Raw genomic sequence first — 16,479 nt, 5'->3', positions numbered from 1 at the left:
AAGGAGACTGTAATGAATAAGGTTAGCTTTAGTGTGGCAATCCTTGGTTCCATAGCATTTATTTTTGCATTGTTTTTCACGAGCTTTCAGATTGTACTATATGCAATCCCTGGCTTTTATGAGAGAGAATATGCGAAATATGAAGTGCTGGATGACGTTAAAATGGAGATGGAGGATGTCTTGTACGTGACTGATGAGATGATGGACTACCTCATCGACAAACGAGATGATTTAGTGATTCAGACAATCGTGGATAAAAGCGAGCGTGAGTTTTTTAATGACAGGGAAAAGCTCCATATGGCTGATGTGAAGAAGCTTTTTATGCAGGGGCTTATGCTTCGGAATATCACACTTGGAATCACGGTGGCAGCGATTCTTGTACTTGTGTTTCGGAAAGCGGATTTGAAGAGGCTGCTTCCGAAAGCATTTATAGCAGCGACTTGTGTAATCGGAGTTCTTTCTGCGCTGGCGGCGGTTTATGTCGCAAATAATTTTTCGGAAGTGTTTGTTCAGTTTCACCATATATTTTTTGATAACGATTTGTGGTTATTGGATCCGGCGACCGATTTGATGATTAATATTTTACCGGAGGGCTTTTTCTTCGACACAGTCAAAACGATAGGCGCCACATTTGGAATATTGCTTGGAGCTTTGCTTATTATCTCAGCGGCAGTTATCTGGCGAGTTGGAAAACATGATAAAGCAGAATAATGAAAATTAATAATTAGAAAAAATTATAAATACCATAAGATATATTAATTTTATTAATGATGTATCTTATGGTATTATATTATTAATATGGTGTATGATTGATGAAGTCGCAAACGGGAGCTTGCTTGAGCAGGAGGTAAATTATGAGTGTAAAACGGATTTATGTGGAAAAAAAGAAGGACTACGCGGTAAAGGCGAAGGAGCTTCAGGAAGAGATAGCCAGCTACTTAGGCATCAAAACGGTGACTGGAGTACGTGTGTTAATCCGCTATGATATTGAAAATTTGACAGAGGAGACATACAAAAAGGCATGTGTGACTGTTTTTTCAGAGCCGCCGGTAGATGATTTGTACGAGGAGAGCTTTGTGCTTGGCGAAAATTCCAAGGTATTCAGCGTAGAATATCTTCCGGGACAGTTTGACCAGAGAGCAGATTCCGCGGTTCAGTGCGTTAAAATGCTGAATGAGGAGGAAGAGCCTGAAATCAAAACGGCCGTTACTTACGTGATTAAGGGAAACGTTACGGAGGACGAGTTTGAGCAAATAAAGAGCTTTTGCATTAATCCTGTGGACTCAAGAGAGACAGACCTCACGAAGCCAAAAACCCTTGTGACCAAATTTGAGGATCCGGCTGATGTCATTATTTTTGACGGTTTCCAGGCGATGGGTGAGGAAAAGCTGAAGGAGTTATACACATCCTTGAATCTTGCGATGACCTTTCAAGACTTTTTACACATTCAGAATTATTTTAAAACAGAGGAAAAAAGAGATCCTTCCATGACGGAAATCAGGGTACTTGATACCTACTGGTCTGATCACTGCCGCCATACGACGTTTTCAACCGAACTGAAAGAGGTGGTGTTTGGGGATGGCTATTATAAAGCTCCGATTGTGAAAACATACGAGAAATATCTTGCGGACAGAGAAGAAATCTTCAAGGGCAGAGAGGACAAGTTTGTATGCCTTATGGATTTGGCTTTGATGGCAATAAGGAAATTAAAGGCGGACGGAAAGCTTCAGGATTTAGAGGAATCTGACGAGATTAACGCATGCAGTATCGTTGTTCCGGTAAAAATAGACGAAGAAGAGGAAGAATGGCTTGTAAGCTTTAAAAATGAAACACATAATCATCCAACTGAGATTGAACCGTTTGGTGGAGCGGCAACCTGTCTTGGAGGAGCAATCCGTGATCCGTTGTCAGGACGTTCCTATGTTTATCAGGCGATGCGTGTGACGGGAGCTGCCGATCCGACACTCTCTCTTGACCAGACCTTAAAGGGCAAGCTTCCGCAGAGAAAGATTGTGACAGGTGCGGCGAGCGGCTACAGCTCCTATGGTAACCAGATAGGACTTGCAACCGGCTATGTAAAAGAAGTGTACCATCCAAACTACGTGGCGAAAAGAATGGAAATCGGAGCGGTTATGGGTGCGGCACCGAGAAAAAATGTAATCAGAGAGAATTCAGACCCAGACGATATTATCATTTTGCTTGGCGGAAGAACAGGACGAGACGGCTGTGGCGGTGCGACAGGTTCCTCTAAGGTTCATACCGAGGAATCCATTGAGACGTGTGGGGCTGAGGTACAAAAGGGTAATGCCCCTACAGAGAGAAAGATTCAGAGATTATTCAGAAGAGAAGAGGTAAGCAGACTCATTAAGAAATGTAATGATTTCGGCGCAGGCGGTGTGTCTGTTGCAATCGGTGAGCTTGCTGACGGACTTCATATCTTCCTTGACAAGGTGCCGAAAAAATATGCGGGCTTGGACGGAACAGAAATTGCAATTTCTGAATCACAGGAGAGAATGGCTGTTGTTGTTGATCCGAAAGATGTTGCACAATTTTTGGCATACGCAAAGGAAGAGAACCTAGAGGCAATTGAGGTTGCCAAGGTGACAAAAGAACCAAGACTTGTGATGCTTTGGAGAGATAAGGAAATTGTAAATATTTCGAGGGCATTTTTAGATACAAACGGCGCGCATCAGGAGACAAAGGTCGAAGTGACGCTGCCGGAGCAGGAAAATAATTATTTCAAAGGACAGCCGGTGTCCGATGTAAAAGATAAATGGCTTATGACCTTACAGGATTTGAATGTATGCTCTCAAAAGGGCTTGGTGGAAATGTTTGACGGTTCTATCGGTGCAGGCTCTGTATTGATGCCTTACGGCGGTAAATATCAGCTCACGGAGACACAATGCATGGTGGCAAAGCTGCCTGTATTAAAAGGAAAGACGGATACGGTTACGATGATGAGCTACGGCTTTGACCCTTATTTATCAAGCTGGAGTCCATATCACGGAGCGGTTTATGCAGTACTGCAGTCCGTGGCTAAGATTGTGGCAGCAGGCGGAGATTTCAAGAAGATCCGTTTTACATTCCAAGAGTACTTCAAACGAATGACAGAGGACCCGAAACGCTGGGGTGAACCATTTGCCGCGCTGCTTGGCGCTTACGAGGCGCAGATGGGATTCGGGCTGCCGTCCATCGGCGGAAAAGACAGTATGTCAGGAAGCTTTAATGAAATTGATGTGCCGCCGACACTGACTTCTTTTGCCGTTGACGTAGCAAACTACCAGGATATCATCACACCGGAGTTAAAGCAGGCAGGAAATAAGCTTGTAAAATTCACAATTGAAAAAGACGAGTATGATTTACCGGTTTATGAGAAAATTATGCAATTGTATGAAACAATTCACAGCGCGATTCAGGAAAAGGCAATTGTGTCCGCCTATGTAACGGATGCTTACGGAACAGCGGTTTCTCTGAGCAAGATGGCGTTTGGCAATAAGCTGGGGATTAAAATAGAGGACAGCGTAAAGGCAGAGGAACTATTTGCGGTGGAATTTGGAACAATTATCGCCGAGGTTGCAGCGGATAAGCTTGATAAGCTTGCAGGCGGCTTCACGGTAATCGGTGAGGTTACAGCAGAGTCGGTATTTGCTTATCATGATACCGTTATTACTGTGGATGAGGCTCTAAAGGCTTGGACAAACACACTGGAAAAGGTATTTCCAACAAGCTCTCACACAGAGGAGAAGGAAATCAAAACAGGTTTGTTTAAGAGTGACAGCATTTATGTGGCAAAAAATAAGGTTGCAAGACCTACCGTATTTATTCCGGTATTTCCGGGTACAAACTGCGAGTATGACAGCACACGTGCATTTGAGCGTGCAGGTGCGGATGTCATCACAAAGGTATTTAAGAATCTAAATGCCGAGGATATCAGAGATTCTGTGAAGGAATTTGAGGAGAGCATCCGCAAGTCACAGATTATCATGTTCCCGGGCGGCTTCAGTGCGGGTGATGAACCGGATGGCTCTGCAAAGTTTTTTGCAACTGCATTTCGCAATGAAAAAATCAAGGAAGCAGTAAATGATCTGATCAATCAAAGAGATGGTCTGGCACTTGGCATATGCAACGGTTTTCAGGCGTTGATTAAGCTTGGACTGGTGCCTTACGGAGAGATTAGAGAGCAGACAGAGGATTCACCGACTCTTACCATGAACACAATCGGACGCCATATATCCAAGATGGTTTATACAAAGGTCGTGACGAACAATTCACCGTGGCTGTTAAAGGCAGAGTTAGGAAAGACTTACTGTAATCCGGCTTCTCACGGAGAAGGACGCTTCGTTGCCAATGAAAAGTGGCTCCAGAAGTTGTTTGAAAACGGACAGGTTGCAACCCAGTATGTGGACGAAAACGGAAATCCGACGATGAACGAGGAATGGAATCCAAACGGCTCCTACGCAGCAATCGAAGGTATCACAAGCCCTGACGGAAGAGTTTTAGGAAAGATGGCACATTCAGAGCGAAGAGGAGATGCGGTTGCGATTAATATCTACGGCGAGCAGGATATGAAGCTGTTTGAGGCTGGTGTGGAATATTTTAAGTAGTAAGTTAGGATTATCCCAAGGTATTTCTGGTTTCCCTCGAAAGGCAACCAAGCCTTTTCCAGAAAAAATTGAATTTGCCTTAGGAAAAAGAGAATAGAAAAAAATTTTACAGACCTTGTACAGAGGAATTTATCCTTTGTATGAGGTCTTTTACTATGGAGAAAATCTTGTGAAATAAGCATTTATATGACATGTAAAGAGATTCAAGCAGGATAAAGGGGATATTTGCTTCTTAATACACTGTTAATTGTGTGTGGAAGTAGTATCCTTTTTTTACAAAGACATGCGCTTAAACTGACCGGGAGTGTATCCAGTAGTCTTGCGAAAGGTACGGATAAAGTTGGAATAATCATGAAAGCCTGATAAATGACACGCCTCTTCAACTGTATGCCCTTGGAAAAGTAGTTCTTTTGCTAAGGCAACTCTCTTTACTACGATATACTGGAAAATGCTGCTTTCTGTTTCAGATTTGAATAAGTGGCTAATATAATATTTATCAAGAGAAAGAGCGTTAGAAATAGAATCAAGAGTCATAGGTGTTACTAAGTTTTTGTCAATATAACTCATGATTGACTGAGCCCGGTGGGGTTTTGGCGCTGTTCTGGAAAAGCTTGTTTTTTGCCAAGCTCTGTTAATAAGAACAAGAATCTGAAGTAATGTGGTCATTGCCGTGATATCGTTGCCGTATGAGCAAGGGTTTTTAATTGCATCTTGAAGGATATTAGCAATAGAAACCAAATGTTCACACTCTTCTTTGGATAGCATGATCATATTGTCCGTGGCAGGCTCACGATTGAAACAATTCAACAGATTGGTGTCAGGAGTACAGTAAGGGCGAATAAAAGCAGGATTTACATGGAGAACCAAACGAGTGAAGGCTTTGTTTGTAGTATTAATGGCCTTATGTATCTCACGATTAGAAAACAAAATAAGACTTCCTGGTTTCATGTCGTAGCAGACATCCTCCACAAAATACTGAATTGAACCATTTATAAGTAGGTAGATTTCATGAATGTTATGCATATGGAAATCCGGATTTCCGGCCCTTTGGCTGGTGGTAAAGTCACAGGTGAAAGGGGTAGTAAATTTGTTGTAATGGTAAGGGCTTAAATTTTTCATGGTTACACTCCATTCCTAAGTAGGCTTTCTATTCATCTAAGCTGAGAATAACGTAATTATAAAATTGTGAGTAAAAAATTGTAACATCTTTCACTTTTCCCTGTGAAACAGTTATCTAAAAAACAATATTAGTTCACAGGTTAAATCTAAATCAGTTGACAAACAATTTATGCATGTTTTTAGCCAATTTACGCAAACATATGGCATAAAAAACAGTATACAATAAATCTATCACAAAAAAAAGAAAAAGAAAAGAGTTAATAATTGTGAAAGTAAGAAGCAGTTATAGAGGAGGCAGTTGTGGTGCAGATTGGAATAGTCGGCTGTGGAAACATTGGAGAGGTACATGCTGCGGTACTAAGTGAAATGAAGCGGGTTAAGGTCTGCGCATTTGTGGATATCCGCTTGAAACGGGCGGAGGAATATTCGGTCCGCTTTACGGGAGGTGAGGCAAAGATTTATGGGTCCCTGGAAGACATGATTGAAAATGAAGAGGTTGATGTGATACATATCTGCTCTCCACACCATAGCCATGTGCCTATGGCAATTGTGGCTTTGAACAAAGGAATTCATGTGTTTATGGAAAAACCGCCGGCTATTAGCAGGGAGCAGTTTGAGGAGCTTTCTGCAGTTTGCGGACAAAGCAAGAGCAGGTTGGGTATATGTTTTCAGAACAGGTATAATGAAGCAACCAAAAAGGTAAATGAAATTTTAAATCAGGAAAGTTTAGGTAGGATTAAAGGCGGAAGAGCATTTGTGACCTGGCATAGAGATGCTTCTTACTATAAGGAAAGCTCATGGAGGGGAAATCTTAAGAAGGCAGGTGGAGGAGTATTAATCAATCAATCCATTCACACTCTGGATTTGTTTCTTTCCTGGCTTGGCAAGCCCATAAGAATAGAGGCGACCATGAGTAACCATCATTTAAAAGGTAATATAGAGGTAGAGGATACGCTGGAAGTTTATATGTGTTTCAGTGAGGACGAGGATCCAGTAAGTGCTAGCTTCTATGCTACGACCGCTTATGCTACAGATGCTCCGGTTTTCTTAGAGTTTGTGTGTGAAAAAGGTTTTGTCCGTCTGGAAGGAAACGTTGTCCAATATCAGACAGAGGCGCAGCAGGAACCTCTGGTATGGAAGGCTAGGAAGGCTTCTATGCCAGGAAAAACTTATTGGGGAAGCGGTCACGAAGACTGTATCAGAGATTTTTATGACTGTTTGGAAACGGGGAAGGTTTACAGAAATGATCTGGACTCGGTTCGGACTACCTTCGATACAATGATAGATATTTATGATTCTGCAAGAAATAAAAGGAGATAGGCTATGGAAAAGGTAAAATTGGGAATTATAGGAATTGGAAACATGGGAACTGTTCATGTAAAGAATATTCTGGAGGGAAAAGTTCCGGAGATAGAAGTGACTGCGGTGGCAGATCGACAGGAGAGCAGAAGGGCTTGGGCACTGGAGCATTTGCCTAAGTCAGTTGCTATTTTTGCGGAAGGGAAGGAGCTGATAGTAGCCGGAGTATGTGACGGGGTTTTAATTGTAGTGCCTCATTACCAACATCCCGAGCTGTCAATGGACGCCATGAATCATGGATTGCATGTGATGTGTGAAAAACCAGCAGGGGTTTACACAAAGCAAGTCAGAGAGATGAATGAAGCCGCTGTTAAGAGCGGCAGGGTCTTTGGCATGATGTTTAACCAGAGAACAAACTGTATTTACCGTAAAATGCATGAGCTTGTTATAGGTGGAGAGTTGGGAGCCATTAAGCGGGTCAACTGGATTGTGACAGATTGGTACCGTACCCAGTCCTACTATGATTCGGGAAGCTGGAGGGCAACTTGGGAGGGAGAAGGCGGCGGTGTATTGTTAAACCAGTGTCCTCACAACATAGACTTACTCCAGTGGATCTGTGGAATGCCAAGCAAGGTACAGGCATTCTGCCACAATGGGAAGTGGCATGACATTGAAGTGGAAGATGACGTTACGGCTTATATGGAGTATTCAAACGGAGCTACAGGAGTTTTTGTTACTACTACGGCAGATGCACCGGGAACCAATCGGTTCGAAATTACTCTGGAAATGGGTAAGCTGGTTTGTGAAGATAACAAGCTTATGCTTCATAAACTGGTGGAAAACGAGCGTACCTTTTGTAGATCAGCAAAGGGTGGATTTGATACCCCGGAATGTGTGGTGACAGAGGTTCAGACAGACGGGATAAATGAACAACATGTAGGAGTATTAAAGGCATTTGGAAGAAAAATTCTTTATGGAACGCCTCTAGTTGCAGAAGGTGTGGAAGGAATTAATGGGCTTGCATTATCAAATGCCATGCATTTGTCTAGCTGGTTAAATCAGAAAGTGGATCTTCCTTTTGATGAGGACTTATTTCTTGAAGAGCTTAATAAGCGTCGTAGGAAATCCAGAAAAAAAGAAGGCACCGGTATAGTGTTTGATACAGAAGGAAGTTATTAATAGTAGAGAGGAGAAACAATCATGTGGGAAGGAATTCAATTATCTGGTTTTGCAGATGAGATTGATATGGATTTAGGAAAGCAGATAGAAGTATTAAAGAAGCTGGGTATACATTATGTGGAGATGCGCGGGGTCAATGGGAAAGGACTAGTGGAGTATTCCATGAATGAAGTAAGGGAAATTAAGAAGCAGCTAGAGGGGGAGGGAATCCGTTTATCCTCTGTGGGCTCCCCTATAGGCAAGATAAAAATCACCGATGCTTTTGCCCCTCACATGGAGATTTACAAGCACACAGTGGAAATTGCTCAAGAGATGGAAGCACCTTATATCCGTATGTTCAGCTTTTTTATGCCTGAGAATGAAAGCTATGCTCCTTACAGGGGGAAGGTTATGGAACAACTGGGACAGTTTGTAGATTATGCAAAAGCCAGTAATATTGTACTTCTTCATGAGAATGAAAAGGATATTTACGCAGATGCTGCGGAGCGTTGTCTGGAAATCATGAAGGAATTCTATGGAGAGCATTTTAAAGCAGTCTTTGACTTTGCCAATTTTGTCCAGTGCAAGCAAGATACACGAGAAGCCTATAGGATACTGCAACCTTACATTGCATATATACATATAAAGGATGCGCGGTGTTCTGATGCAGGTGTGGTTCCGGCGGGTATGGGAGACGGACATGTAGAAGAGATCCTAAGACTGTTCAAAGCTGGCGGATATAAAGGTTTCTTATCTCTTGAGCCTCATCTAAGCGACTTTGCAGGATTCAGTGCCTTAGAGCAAAGTGCTTCCGGTAAGAAAAAGATGAACGGCGAAGAAGCCTTCACTTTAGCATATAAAGCCTTAGAAAGCATACTGAAAAAAATATAAGTTTTAACAAAACCAAATAAGTTACTATTGCGGTCGTTGAGATACTCATATATGATGATGGTATAGTAAAAAAAGGATGGTGTGATATGACTTATAAGATAATAATTATAGATGATGAGAAGGAAATCAGCACAGGTTTTGCACAGTTTTTTCCGTGGGCTAATCTAGGCCTTTCGGTTGTGGGTCAGTTTACGGGAGCTGTGGCAGCGCTTGAATATATAAAATCAAACCCTGTTGATATAATTGTAAGCGATGTTATTATGCCGGGCATGACAGGAATCGATCTTGCTCGGGAACTGTCAACAATGACATTTGAACAGCCACCGCTGGTGATTCTTTTCAGTGCACATGATGAATTTGAATATGTACGTCAGGCATTGAAATACAAATGTACTGACTATATACCAAAGACAACCGAATATGAAGAGCTGATACAGATATTTGGCCGCCTTAAGAAGCAGTTGGATGAGAGGTGTTCTATCGCAGATGCGAATGCGGCTGAGGAAGACAAGATAATAGCCCAAATTAAAGAATATGTGAGACAAAATACTGCAGGTGCCAATTTGGAGGAAGCAGCCGCAAAGGTATACATGAGTGCTTCTTATGTAAGTCGTTATTTTAAACAGAAGACAGATATGAGCTTTTCTAATTATGTATCTGTATATAAAATGCAGCTTGCATCAGAAATGTTAACAGATTTGCGCTATAAAATATATGAAATAAGTACGATGTTCGGTTATGCCAATCCCGTCAACTTTACGCGCTCTTTTAAGAAGTACTATGGAGTTTCACCACGAGAATTCCGTTTTGAAAAAATGGGGCGTATTCTCCCGGAAGATGAGGAAAATTTATAATGAAACAACGATTTTTTTTAAGAAATTTTCTACTTGTGACACTGCCGGTTATTCTGGTTATTGTATTGCTGGGCTGGATAGCGGTCTATATCATAAATTCCAGCGCGCAAAAGGCAATTAATGATATCAATATCCAGACAGTAAGCCGCATTAGGGAAAGTACGGAACTGATATTTAGCGAAGCAGATGCCCAGAGCCTGAACTACAGTATCACACCGCATGTCATGCTGCAGTTGGAAGCATTACTAGAAAATGGATACTCTGACAAGGAGCAAATGGACACTTCCTATATGATTAAAACCTTTGTGGATTCTAACGTGAATACCAAGGCGTATATTCATTCACTTTATATTTATCTGGATAATACGCATAACAATTTTTTTGCTTCCTTTGTAGGGTTGGCAAATGTTTCTAATTTCCGGGATACTGCGTGGCTGGAACAGGCACGCAGTATCCCTTTGAGGCAGAAGCAGTGGCTTGAACTGCGAAGCATCAGTTCCTATGGAATGACCTCTTATTCCACAGACGTCCTTAGTATATACAAACGTATCTATGCATCAAATAAGACAAAACCTATTGGTGTACTGGTTCTGAACACACAATTGGAGTATTTGAATGATTTTTATAGTGAGTATCTCTCCTATCCTGAGCAGAATATTCTGCTCCTAAACAGCTCAGGAGAAATTCTTAGTATGGCCGGAGATTCAGGATTGTTTTCTGTGCGTGACCATGTCGATATTGCCGCTTTAAAAAAATTATATTATATTGCTAGTGAAAATAACGATGCCTATGGGATAACCTATTTATCACTTGTGTCACGGGCTTCCCTATACCAGCAGTCTTGGGATATTCTTCATCTGGTTATTGCAGCAATTGTTACAGCACTTTTTCTTGGTGGTACGATTGCTTTTATGGTCACTCGCAGAAATACGAAAGACATAGGTATAATTCTCCAGCTAGTGGAGGCAGCTGAAAATGATAGGGAACTGCCCAATATAAAGCCTTCCACTGATGTTTATGGATATATTACTCAGAGCATTGTCAAGGGTTTTCTTGAGAGAGCTGCATTGGACAGGCAGTTAGTTGAGAAGAAGTACCGGTTGGAAACAATGTATTTTTCTTTTTTGCAGTCACAGCTCAACCCACATTTTTTATTCAATACACTAAAAAATATTTTTTGGAAGACGATAAAGCTGACAGGTGATCCCAATGAGGCCAGCCGTATGATTGATCTTCTGGCCAACGTATTGTACTATACATTAGTAAATTCTGATCGATATGTTGACTTAGAAGATGAAATAAAAAACACACAAAAATATCTTGAGATTCAGCAAATGAGGTTTGATGATGTTTTTCATGTAGAGTGGGAGATAAAGGTTGACACTCACGAAATCAAATGCATCAAGTTCCTACTTCAGCCTCTGGTGGAAAACAGCCTGTCCCACGGTTTGAATGATATGGATTTAGGAAAAATAGAAATAAAAATTGTACAGGAAGAAGAATGTGTGTTTTTTTCTGTCACGGATAATGGTACGGGATTTTCTGATGCTCGGCTTCAACAAATTCGTGAATGGATGCTTAGGGAAGACCCCCCGGTGGAGAGTATCGGCTTATTTAACCTGAATAAGCGGCTGATATTAACTTACGGGGAGTCTTCTGCATTGAAAATCTCTAGTATCCCAAGGCAGGAAACACGTATTGAGTTTATGATACCACAAAATTTATCCAAACATAGGGAGAAGACTGAGAAAGAGATACTTTAAAATAGGAGATATGGTACCTTTTTTGAAAGGTATAAGCGGCTCCAGATAATTAGAGCATTATAAACCATGAGCAAGTAATGATAGTATTTGTCAATAAATGATTGGTTGGCTTTTTGTTTGGATTTTCAAGGATAAGAAACAACAATCTTGCTATCTATTAATATTACACAATGGAGTGTAGAATAATTTGTGAAAGCAAGATATTATGTTCAATGTATTAAGCTTATTTAAAGGAGGATAAAGGAATATGAACAAAAAGAAACTAAGTATGTTATTGGCTTTTGTGTTACTTGTGGGGACTTTAGTTGGCTGTTCGAAGCAGGCAACTGAGCAAGCAGCATCACCTTCGCCAACCGAACAGCAGAGCATGGTCACTGACACCCAGTCCGAAGCGAAGACGGATGAAGCAAAGAGTGGAGAATTTTCTCCCGCTGATGTAGGAGATGTAACCCTTCGATTTGCTTGGTGGGGTTCTGATGCACGGCATGAAGCAACATTGAATGCAATCGGCAAATACATGGAGTTATATCCTAATGTTAAGATTGAAGGCGAATATCAGGGATATGACGGTTATCAGCAGAAATTAATGACTCAGTTTTCTGGTGGTACTGAGCCTGATCTGATGCAGCTCGACTATTACTGGAATCCAGAATGGGCAGGACAGGAAGATTTGTTTGTGGACATGGCAAGTACTGATATGGTAGACCTTTCTCTGTTCCAGAAGTCTGCCATTGACGATTACATGACAGTAAATGGTAAGGTTATCGGACTGCCAATGAACAGCAGCGGATTTGGTATTATGATTAACAAGGCTTTCTTTGATATGCATAATCTGTCTGTGGATACGGTGTGGACATGGGAAGACATGATTGATATTGGCGGAAAGATTAATAAAGAAGACCCGAATGACTTCCTTTTTGCTATCGAATCAGGAACTACAACCGGTGGTATTTGTCCCTTTATTTTAAATGCTTATGTATATTCCAAATATGGTCACTACTGGGCAGATGATAGTGGGAAGGTTGTTGCCACGAAGGAAGAGTTAACCAATGCTTTTGATATTTTGCAGCAGCTATTTACAAGTGGTACAGCACAGCCCCTTGGTGAGGCTAGTCTTTTCACAGGTCAAATGGAGCAAAATCCAAAGTGGATAAATGGCGAGATTGGTTTTACCGTTGACTGGACTGCAACGGTAGGAAAGTATAAGGACTCTTTACCGGAAGGACAGTTTGCTGTTGGTATGCCTCCTTTCGCAAAAGAAGGGGATAATAAGGAAATCCGACTTGTTGCCGGCATGGGACTGGGTGTAAGTTCCCGCTCTGAAAACGTTGAGGTAGCCACTCACTTTGCAAATTGGCTAACGAGTGATCCGGACGCAGCACTACTGCTTGGAACCCAGCGTTCTGTTCCGAATAACAGTCAAGCATTTAATGCACTTGTGGATGGTGGTGCCATCACCAGTGAAATCTCCGACATGTTGGAATGGGCAGAAGCGAATCCTGCTGCTCCAGTACCTTTGGTTGAGTTCAACAGCGAAGTCGGTGATATCGCCAAGGATATTTGCGAGCAAGTAGTTTATGGTCAGATTACGCCGGAACAGGCTGCTGACAAATTCCTTACTGACGTACAGGCAAAGATGGATACAGTTAAGTAACAGACATTTAGCTCCCGAACCCGGCCTAGGCATCATCCCGGCTGGGTTCTTTTGTAAAAAAATGATATGAGGTTGCATAATATGATAAAGAAAAAACAAAAAAAATGGAACAATATTGGTTACCTATACATTCTCCCGTGGATACTGGGCTTTCTTATTTTTCAACTTTATCCGTTGGGGGCATCCCTGTACTATTCTTTTACAGAGTATAGCATTACCAATACCCCGACCTTTGTAGGACTCAAAAACTATACTACCATATTTACGGAGGATCCGTTGTTCTACATTTCTCTGGGCAATACAATGAAGTACGTCTTTATGTCACTGCCAATGAAAATCCTTGCTGCTTTAATTGTAGCTGTTATTTTGAACCAGAAGCTGAAAGGAATCAATTTTTATCGGACAATATACTATATTCCGTCTATTTTCGGAGGCAGTGTTGCAATTGCCATCCTTTGGAGGTTTTTGTTTATGTCTGGCGGATTAGTGAACCAGATGCTGAACGGACTGGGGATATCCTCTGTTCCATGGCTGTCGGATCCGCAATTTTCCTTATTTACCTTAAGCCTTCTGAGTGTATGGCAGTTTGGCTCGTCTATGGTTCTGTTTCTTGCCGCACTTAAACAGGTTCCGGAAGATTTGTATGAAGCAGCTTTAATCGATGGTGCTGGACGTATCCACATGTTCTTTAAGATTACCCTGCCCATGATAACCTCAGTTCTGTTCTTTAATATCCTTATGCAATTGGTAAATGCGTTCCAGGATTTTACCGGAGCTTTTGTAATTACAAACGGCGGACCATTGAATTCAACCTACCTTTATGCACTGAAGCTTTATGACGAGGCTTTTAAATATTTTAAAATTGGTTATGCCAGTGCCCTTTCATGGATTTTATTTATTATTATTTTAATCTTCACGGCTGTATTTTTCCGCTTTTCAGAAGCTGCCACCTATTATGAAGATGGAGGTGAGTTTTGATGAATAAAAAAGGAAGAAAACAAACTGTAGCAATCATAACCCACGTGGTTATGATTAGTATTGGAGTAGTAATGCTTTATCCGCTGATATGGATGCTGTTCTCGTCATTTAAAACTAATGTTGAAATCTTTGGCTCAACTGCTTTATTACCGGCAAAACCTGTATGGGATTCTTTTATAAAAGGCTGGAAGGGAATCGGGGGAGTTACCTATACCCAATTTTATAGTAATACCTTTAAGATGGTTATCCCCACAGTTCTATTTACAGTGTTATCCTGTTCATTGGTTGCTTATGGCTTTGCGCGTTTTCGCTTTCGGGGAAAAAAGATATTATTTATGCTCATGATCTCTACCCTGATGCTGCCGAATTCTGTTTTGATCATTCCGCGGTATATTCTATACAACAAGCTTGAATGGCTGAACAGTTATTTACCTTTTTCCATGCCGGCATTATTTGCCTGCTACCCATTTTTTATATACATGATGGTTCAATTTTTTAGGGGTATTCCGGTTGCATTGGATGAAGCAGCCAAGATTGATGGCTGTAATACCTTTCAGTTGTATTGGCGTATTTTGATTCCGTTAATGAAACCGGCGCTATTTTCAGCCGCTATCTTCCAGTTTATTTGGACATGGAACGATTTCTTCAATTCGTTAATATATATCAATAGTGTCAGCAAGTTTCCGATTGTGCTGGCTCTGAGAATGTCATTGGATGCAACTGCAGCAGCTAATTGGAATCAGGTTCTGGCTATGTCGGTACTTTCGCTCCTTCCTGGAACTATTTTGTTTTTCTCGGCACAGAAATATTTTGTGGAGGGAGTATCAGCAGGAAGTGTAAAGGGATAACGCTCAGAAACCAGAGGTATCTTAGTAATCTGTTAAACCAACATACAGGGAAAATTTATCTGAAATATTAATTGATTTTAGGATAAAAGAAGCAGGGAAGCGTTAAGAGATCCAGATTATCGGATTAAAGACATTGCAGAGCGCATAGCTTTTATACATATAGTACATTTTTCTGAAATGTTAAAAAATACTGGGAGTTCCGGCAACGGAATATCGAAATAAGATAACTGCTAATTATATGGAAAGATAAAAAGAGAATATATTATCTCATTAAAGAAAAGTATCTGGTCCATAAGAGCAATAAAAGGTGTCATTAGAGTTTTTATGAAAGCGTGGGTTAAAAATTTATACGCTATTGTTTTAGACCTTGTGTAGAAGAGAAAACTTTTACATGAGGTCTTTTCTTTGGGAAATGTTTTTGGAAAAAGATTCTGCGCATTATTTTTTAAATCAAGGGAGGAGACTCGCAATTGGAGTATACTGTGGGTATCAGGAAATTAATAATGTATTGTCTGCAATAGGTATGAGAATATAGTGAAGCCGGAACCACCAGAAAGTTGTAAGAAAAAAGTATATTTTTTTCAATTGTAAAGTATATTTTTGCTGGTATAATGAAATTATGTTAAAGAAAGAGAGGTACATTTATTTATGAAAAAACTAGCAACTCTATTATTGGTTTCGATATCAATTGTGACGATAGCAGGCTGCAGCAGTCAAAAAGCCTATGAAAATGAAAATACAAGTGAAACTGTTCAGGTAGATAATACAAAGGGGACAGATGAAATAAGCGAGATTGACGAGAAGTCGGCGCAGCAGCTCGTGTCAGAGCGGCTTGATACAACGGTGTATTCCGTGGAGAAGGAAGACGATATCACGGTGGATGAGCAAAATTATTATGTGTTTAAAGTCCTTCAAGATGGAAATGCGCTTTCTATGGGAGTAGCGGTAAATAAGGTATCAGGGGAGCTCTTTGCATATAAGGAGGACAAGACAATTGCTCCGTATTCTGAGTTCACTCTGTATGATGAAAGTCAGGATTCACAGGTAAACTGGGATGATACTTATGAAAGCGAGACAGCTTCCCTTGTGCTACTTCCGGCAGATGCCAATTCCTTTGAATTTACACTGACAAGTAAGGAAGGAAATTTTTCTGTGACCGGTGTGGCACAGGCAGAGGGCAAAGAGGCGGTTTATGAGGAAGAAAGCGGCTATAAGGTTACTTTTACAAATGAGGGTGACAGCATCACGGTGGCGGAGAATACAGCAAATGCAAGCGGTGTGTCGTTTGATGGGACATACACGAAGTAAATT

At 41.1% G+C, this 16,479-nt stretch carries 12 protein-coding genes; 11 read left to right on the top strand and 1 reads right to left on the bottom strand.

The annotated features are described in order from the left end of the window. Nucleotides 1-12 precede the first annotated feature (12 nt). Both CTY48_RS11310 and CTY48_RS11305 read left to right on the top strand, forming a co-directional pair. Nucleotides 13-711 carry a TIGR01906 family membrane protein gene (locus CTY48_RS11310; RefSeq protein ID WP_099468593.1) on the top strand — a complete coding sequence of 233 codons (699 nt, stop codon included), beginning with the start codon at nucleotides 13-15 and terminating at the stop codon, nucleotides 709-711. A 143-nt stretch (nucleotides 712-854) separates the two neighbouring features. Beyond that, a complete protein-coding gene (locus CTY48_RS11305) occupies nucleotides 855-4,604 on the top strand; it encodes a phosphoribosylformylglycinamidine synthase (protein ID WP_236354896.1) in 3,750 nt (1,249 codons plus the stop codon). 273 nt (nucleotides 4,605-4,877) lie between these two features. Here the strand turns inward: CTY48_RS11305 and CTY48_RS11300 are convergent, their stop codons facing one another. Further along, nucleotides 4,878-5,723, bottom strand: coding sequence for an AraC family transcriptional regulator (locus CTY48_RS11300; protein ID WP_099468591.1), 846 nt, complete (start codon nucleotides 5,721-5,723; stop codon nucleotides 4,878-4,880). A gap of 303 nt (nucleotides 5,724-6,026) precedes the next feature. Here CTY48_RS11300 and CTY48_RS11295 point away from each other — a divergent pair, with 303 nt between their 5' ends. The 9 genes from CTY48_RS11295 to CTY48_RS11255 all read left to right on the top strand — a co-directional run bounded on the left by CTY48_RS11295 (nucleotide 6,027) and on the right by CTY48_RS11255 (nucleotide 16,476). Beyond that, nucleotides 6,027-7,043 carry a Gfo/Idh/MocA family protein gene (locus CTY48_RS11295; protein WP_099470140.1) on the top strand — a complete coding sequence of 339 codons (1,017 nt, stop codon included), beginning with the start codon at nucleotides 6,027-6,029 and terminating at the stop codon, nucleotides 7,041-7,043. Nucleotides 7,044-7,046: 3 nt separating this feature from the next. Further along, nucleotides 7,047-8,201 (top strand): Gfo/Idh/MocA family protein, encoded by a 1,155-nt coding sequence (locus tag CTY48_RS11290; protein ID WP_099468590.1) that lies wholly within the window; start codon nucleotides 7,047-7,049, stop codon nucleotides 8,199-8,201. Nucleotides 8,202-8,222: 21 nt separating this feature from the next. Beyond that, nucleotides 8,223-9,071, top strand: coding sequence for a sugar phosphate isomerase/epimerase family protein (locus tag CTY48_RS11285; protein ID WP_099468589.1), 849 nt, complete (start codon nucleotides 8,223-8,225; stop codon nucleotides 9,069-9,071). 86 nt (nucleotides 9,072-9,157) lie between these two features. Continuing rightward, on the top strand, nucleotides 9,158-9,925 hold the full coding sequence (locus CTY48_RS11280) for a response regulator transcription factor (RefSeq protein ID WP_099468588.1): 768 nt from the start codon (nucleotides 9,158-9,160) through the stop codon (nucleotides 9,923-9,925). Continuing rightward, a complete protein-coding gene (locus CTY48_RS11275; protein ID WP_099468587.1) occupies nucleotides 9,925-11,688 on the top strand; it encodes a cache domain-containing sensor histidine kinase in 1,764 nt (587 codons plus the stop codon). The genes CTY48_RS11280 and CTY48_RS11275 overlap by 1 nt, the downstream gene beginning before the upstream one ends. A 367-nt stretch (nucleotides 11,689-12,055) precedes the next feature. After that, a complete protein-coding gene (locus tag CTY48_RS11270; RefSeq protein WP_180272712.1) occupies nucleotides 12,056-13,342 on the top strand; it encodes an ABC transporter substrate-binding protein in 1,287 nt (428 codons plus the stop codon). 81 nt (nucleotides 13,343-13,423) lie between these two features. Further along, nucleotides 13,424-14,320 carry a carbohydrate ABC transporter permease gene (locus CTY48_RS11265; RefSeq protein WP_099468585.1) on the top strand — a complete coding sequence of 299 codons (897 nt, stop codon included), beginning with the start codon at nucleotides 13,424-13,426 and terminating at the stop codon, nucleotides 14,318-14,320. After that, nucleotides 14,320-15,168, top strand: coding sequence for a carbohydrate ABC transporter permease (locus tag CTY48_RS11260; protein ID WP_099468584.1), 849 nt, complete (start codon nucleotides 14,320-14,322; stop codon nucleotides 15,166-15,168). Before CTY48_RS11265 ends, CTY48_RS11260 begins: the two co-directional genes overlap by 1 nt. 648 nt (nucleotides 15,169-15,816) lie before the next feature. Then, complete coding sequence (locus tag CTY48_RS11255; protein WP_099468583.1) at nucleotides 15,817-16,476, top strand: hypothetical protein; 660 nt, start codon at nucleotides 15,817-15,819, stop codon at nucleotides 16,474-16,476. Nucleotides 16,477-16,479: the final 3 nt, after the last annotated feature.

This window comes from Konateibacter massiliensis, from assembly GCF_900184995.1.
Lineage (GTDB): Bacteria > Bacillota > Clostridia > Lachnospirales > Lachnospiraceae > Lachnotalea > Lachnotalea massiliensis.
The sequence above is the reverse complement of the archived record's forward strand: the minus strand, read 5'-3'. Positions and strand labels throughout refer to the sequence as shown.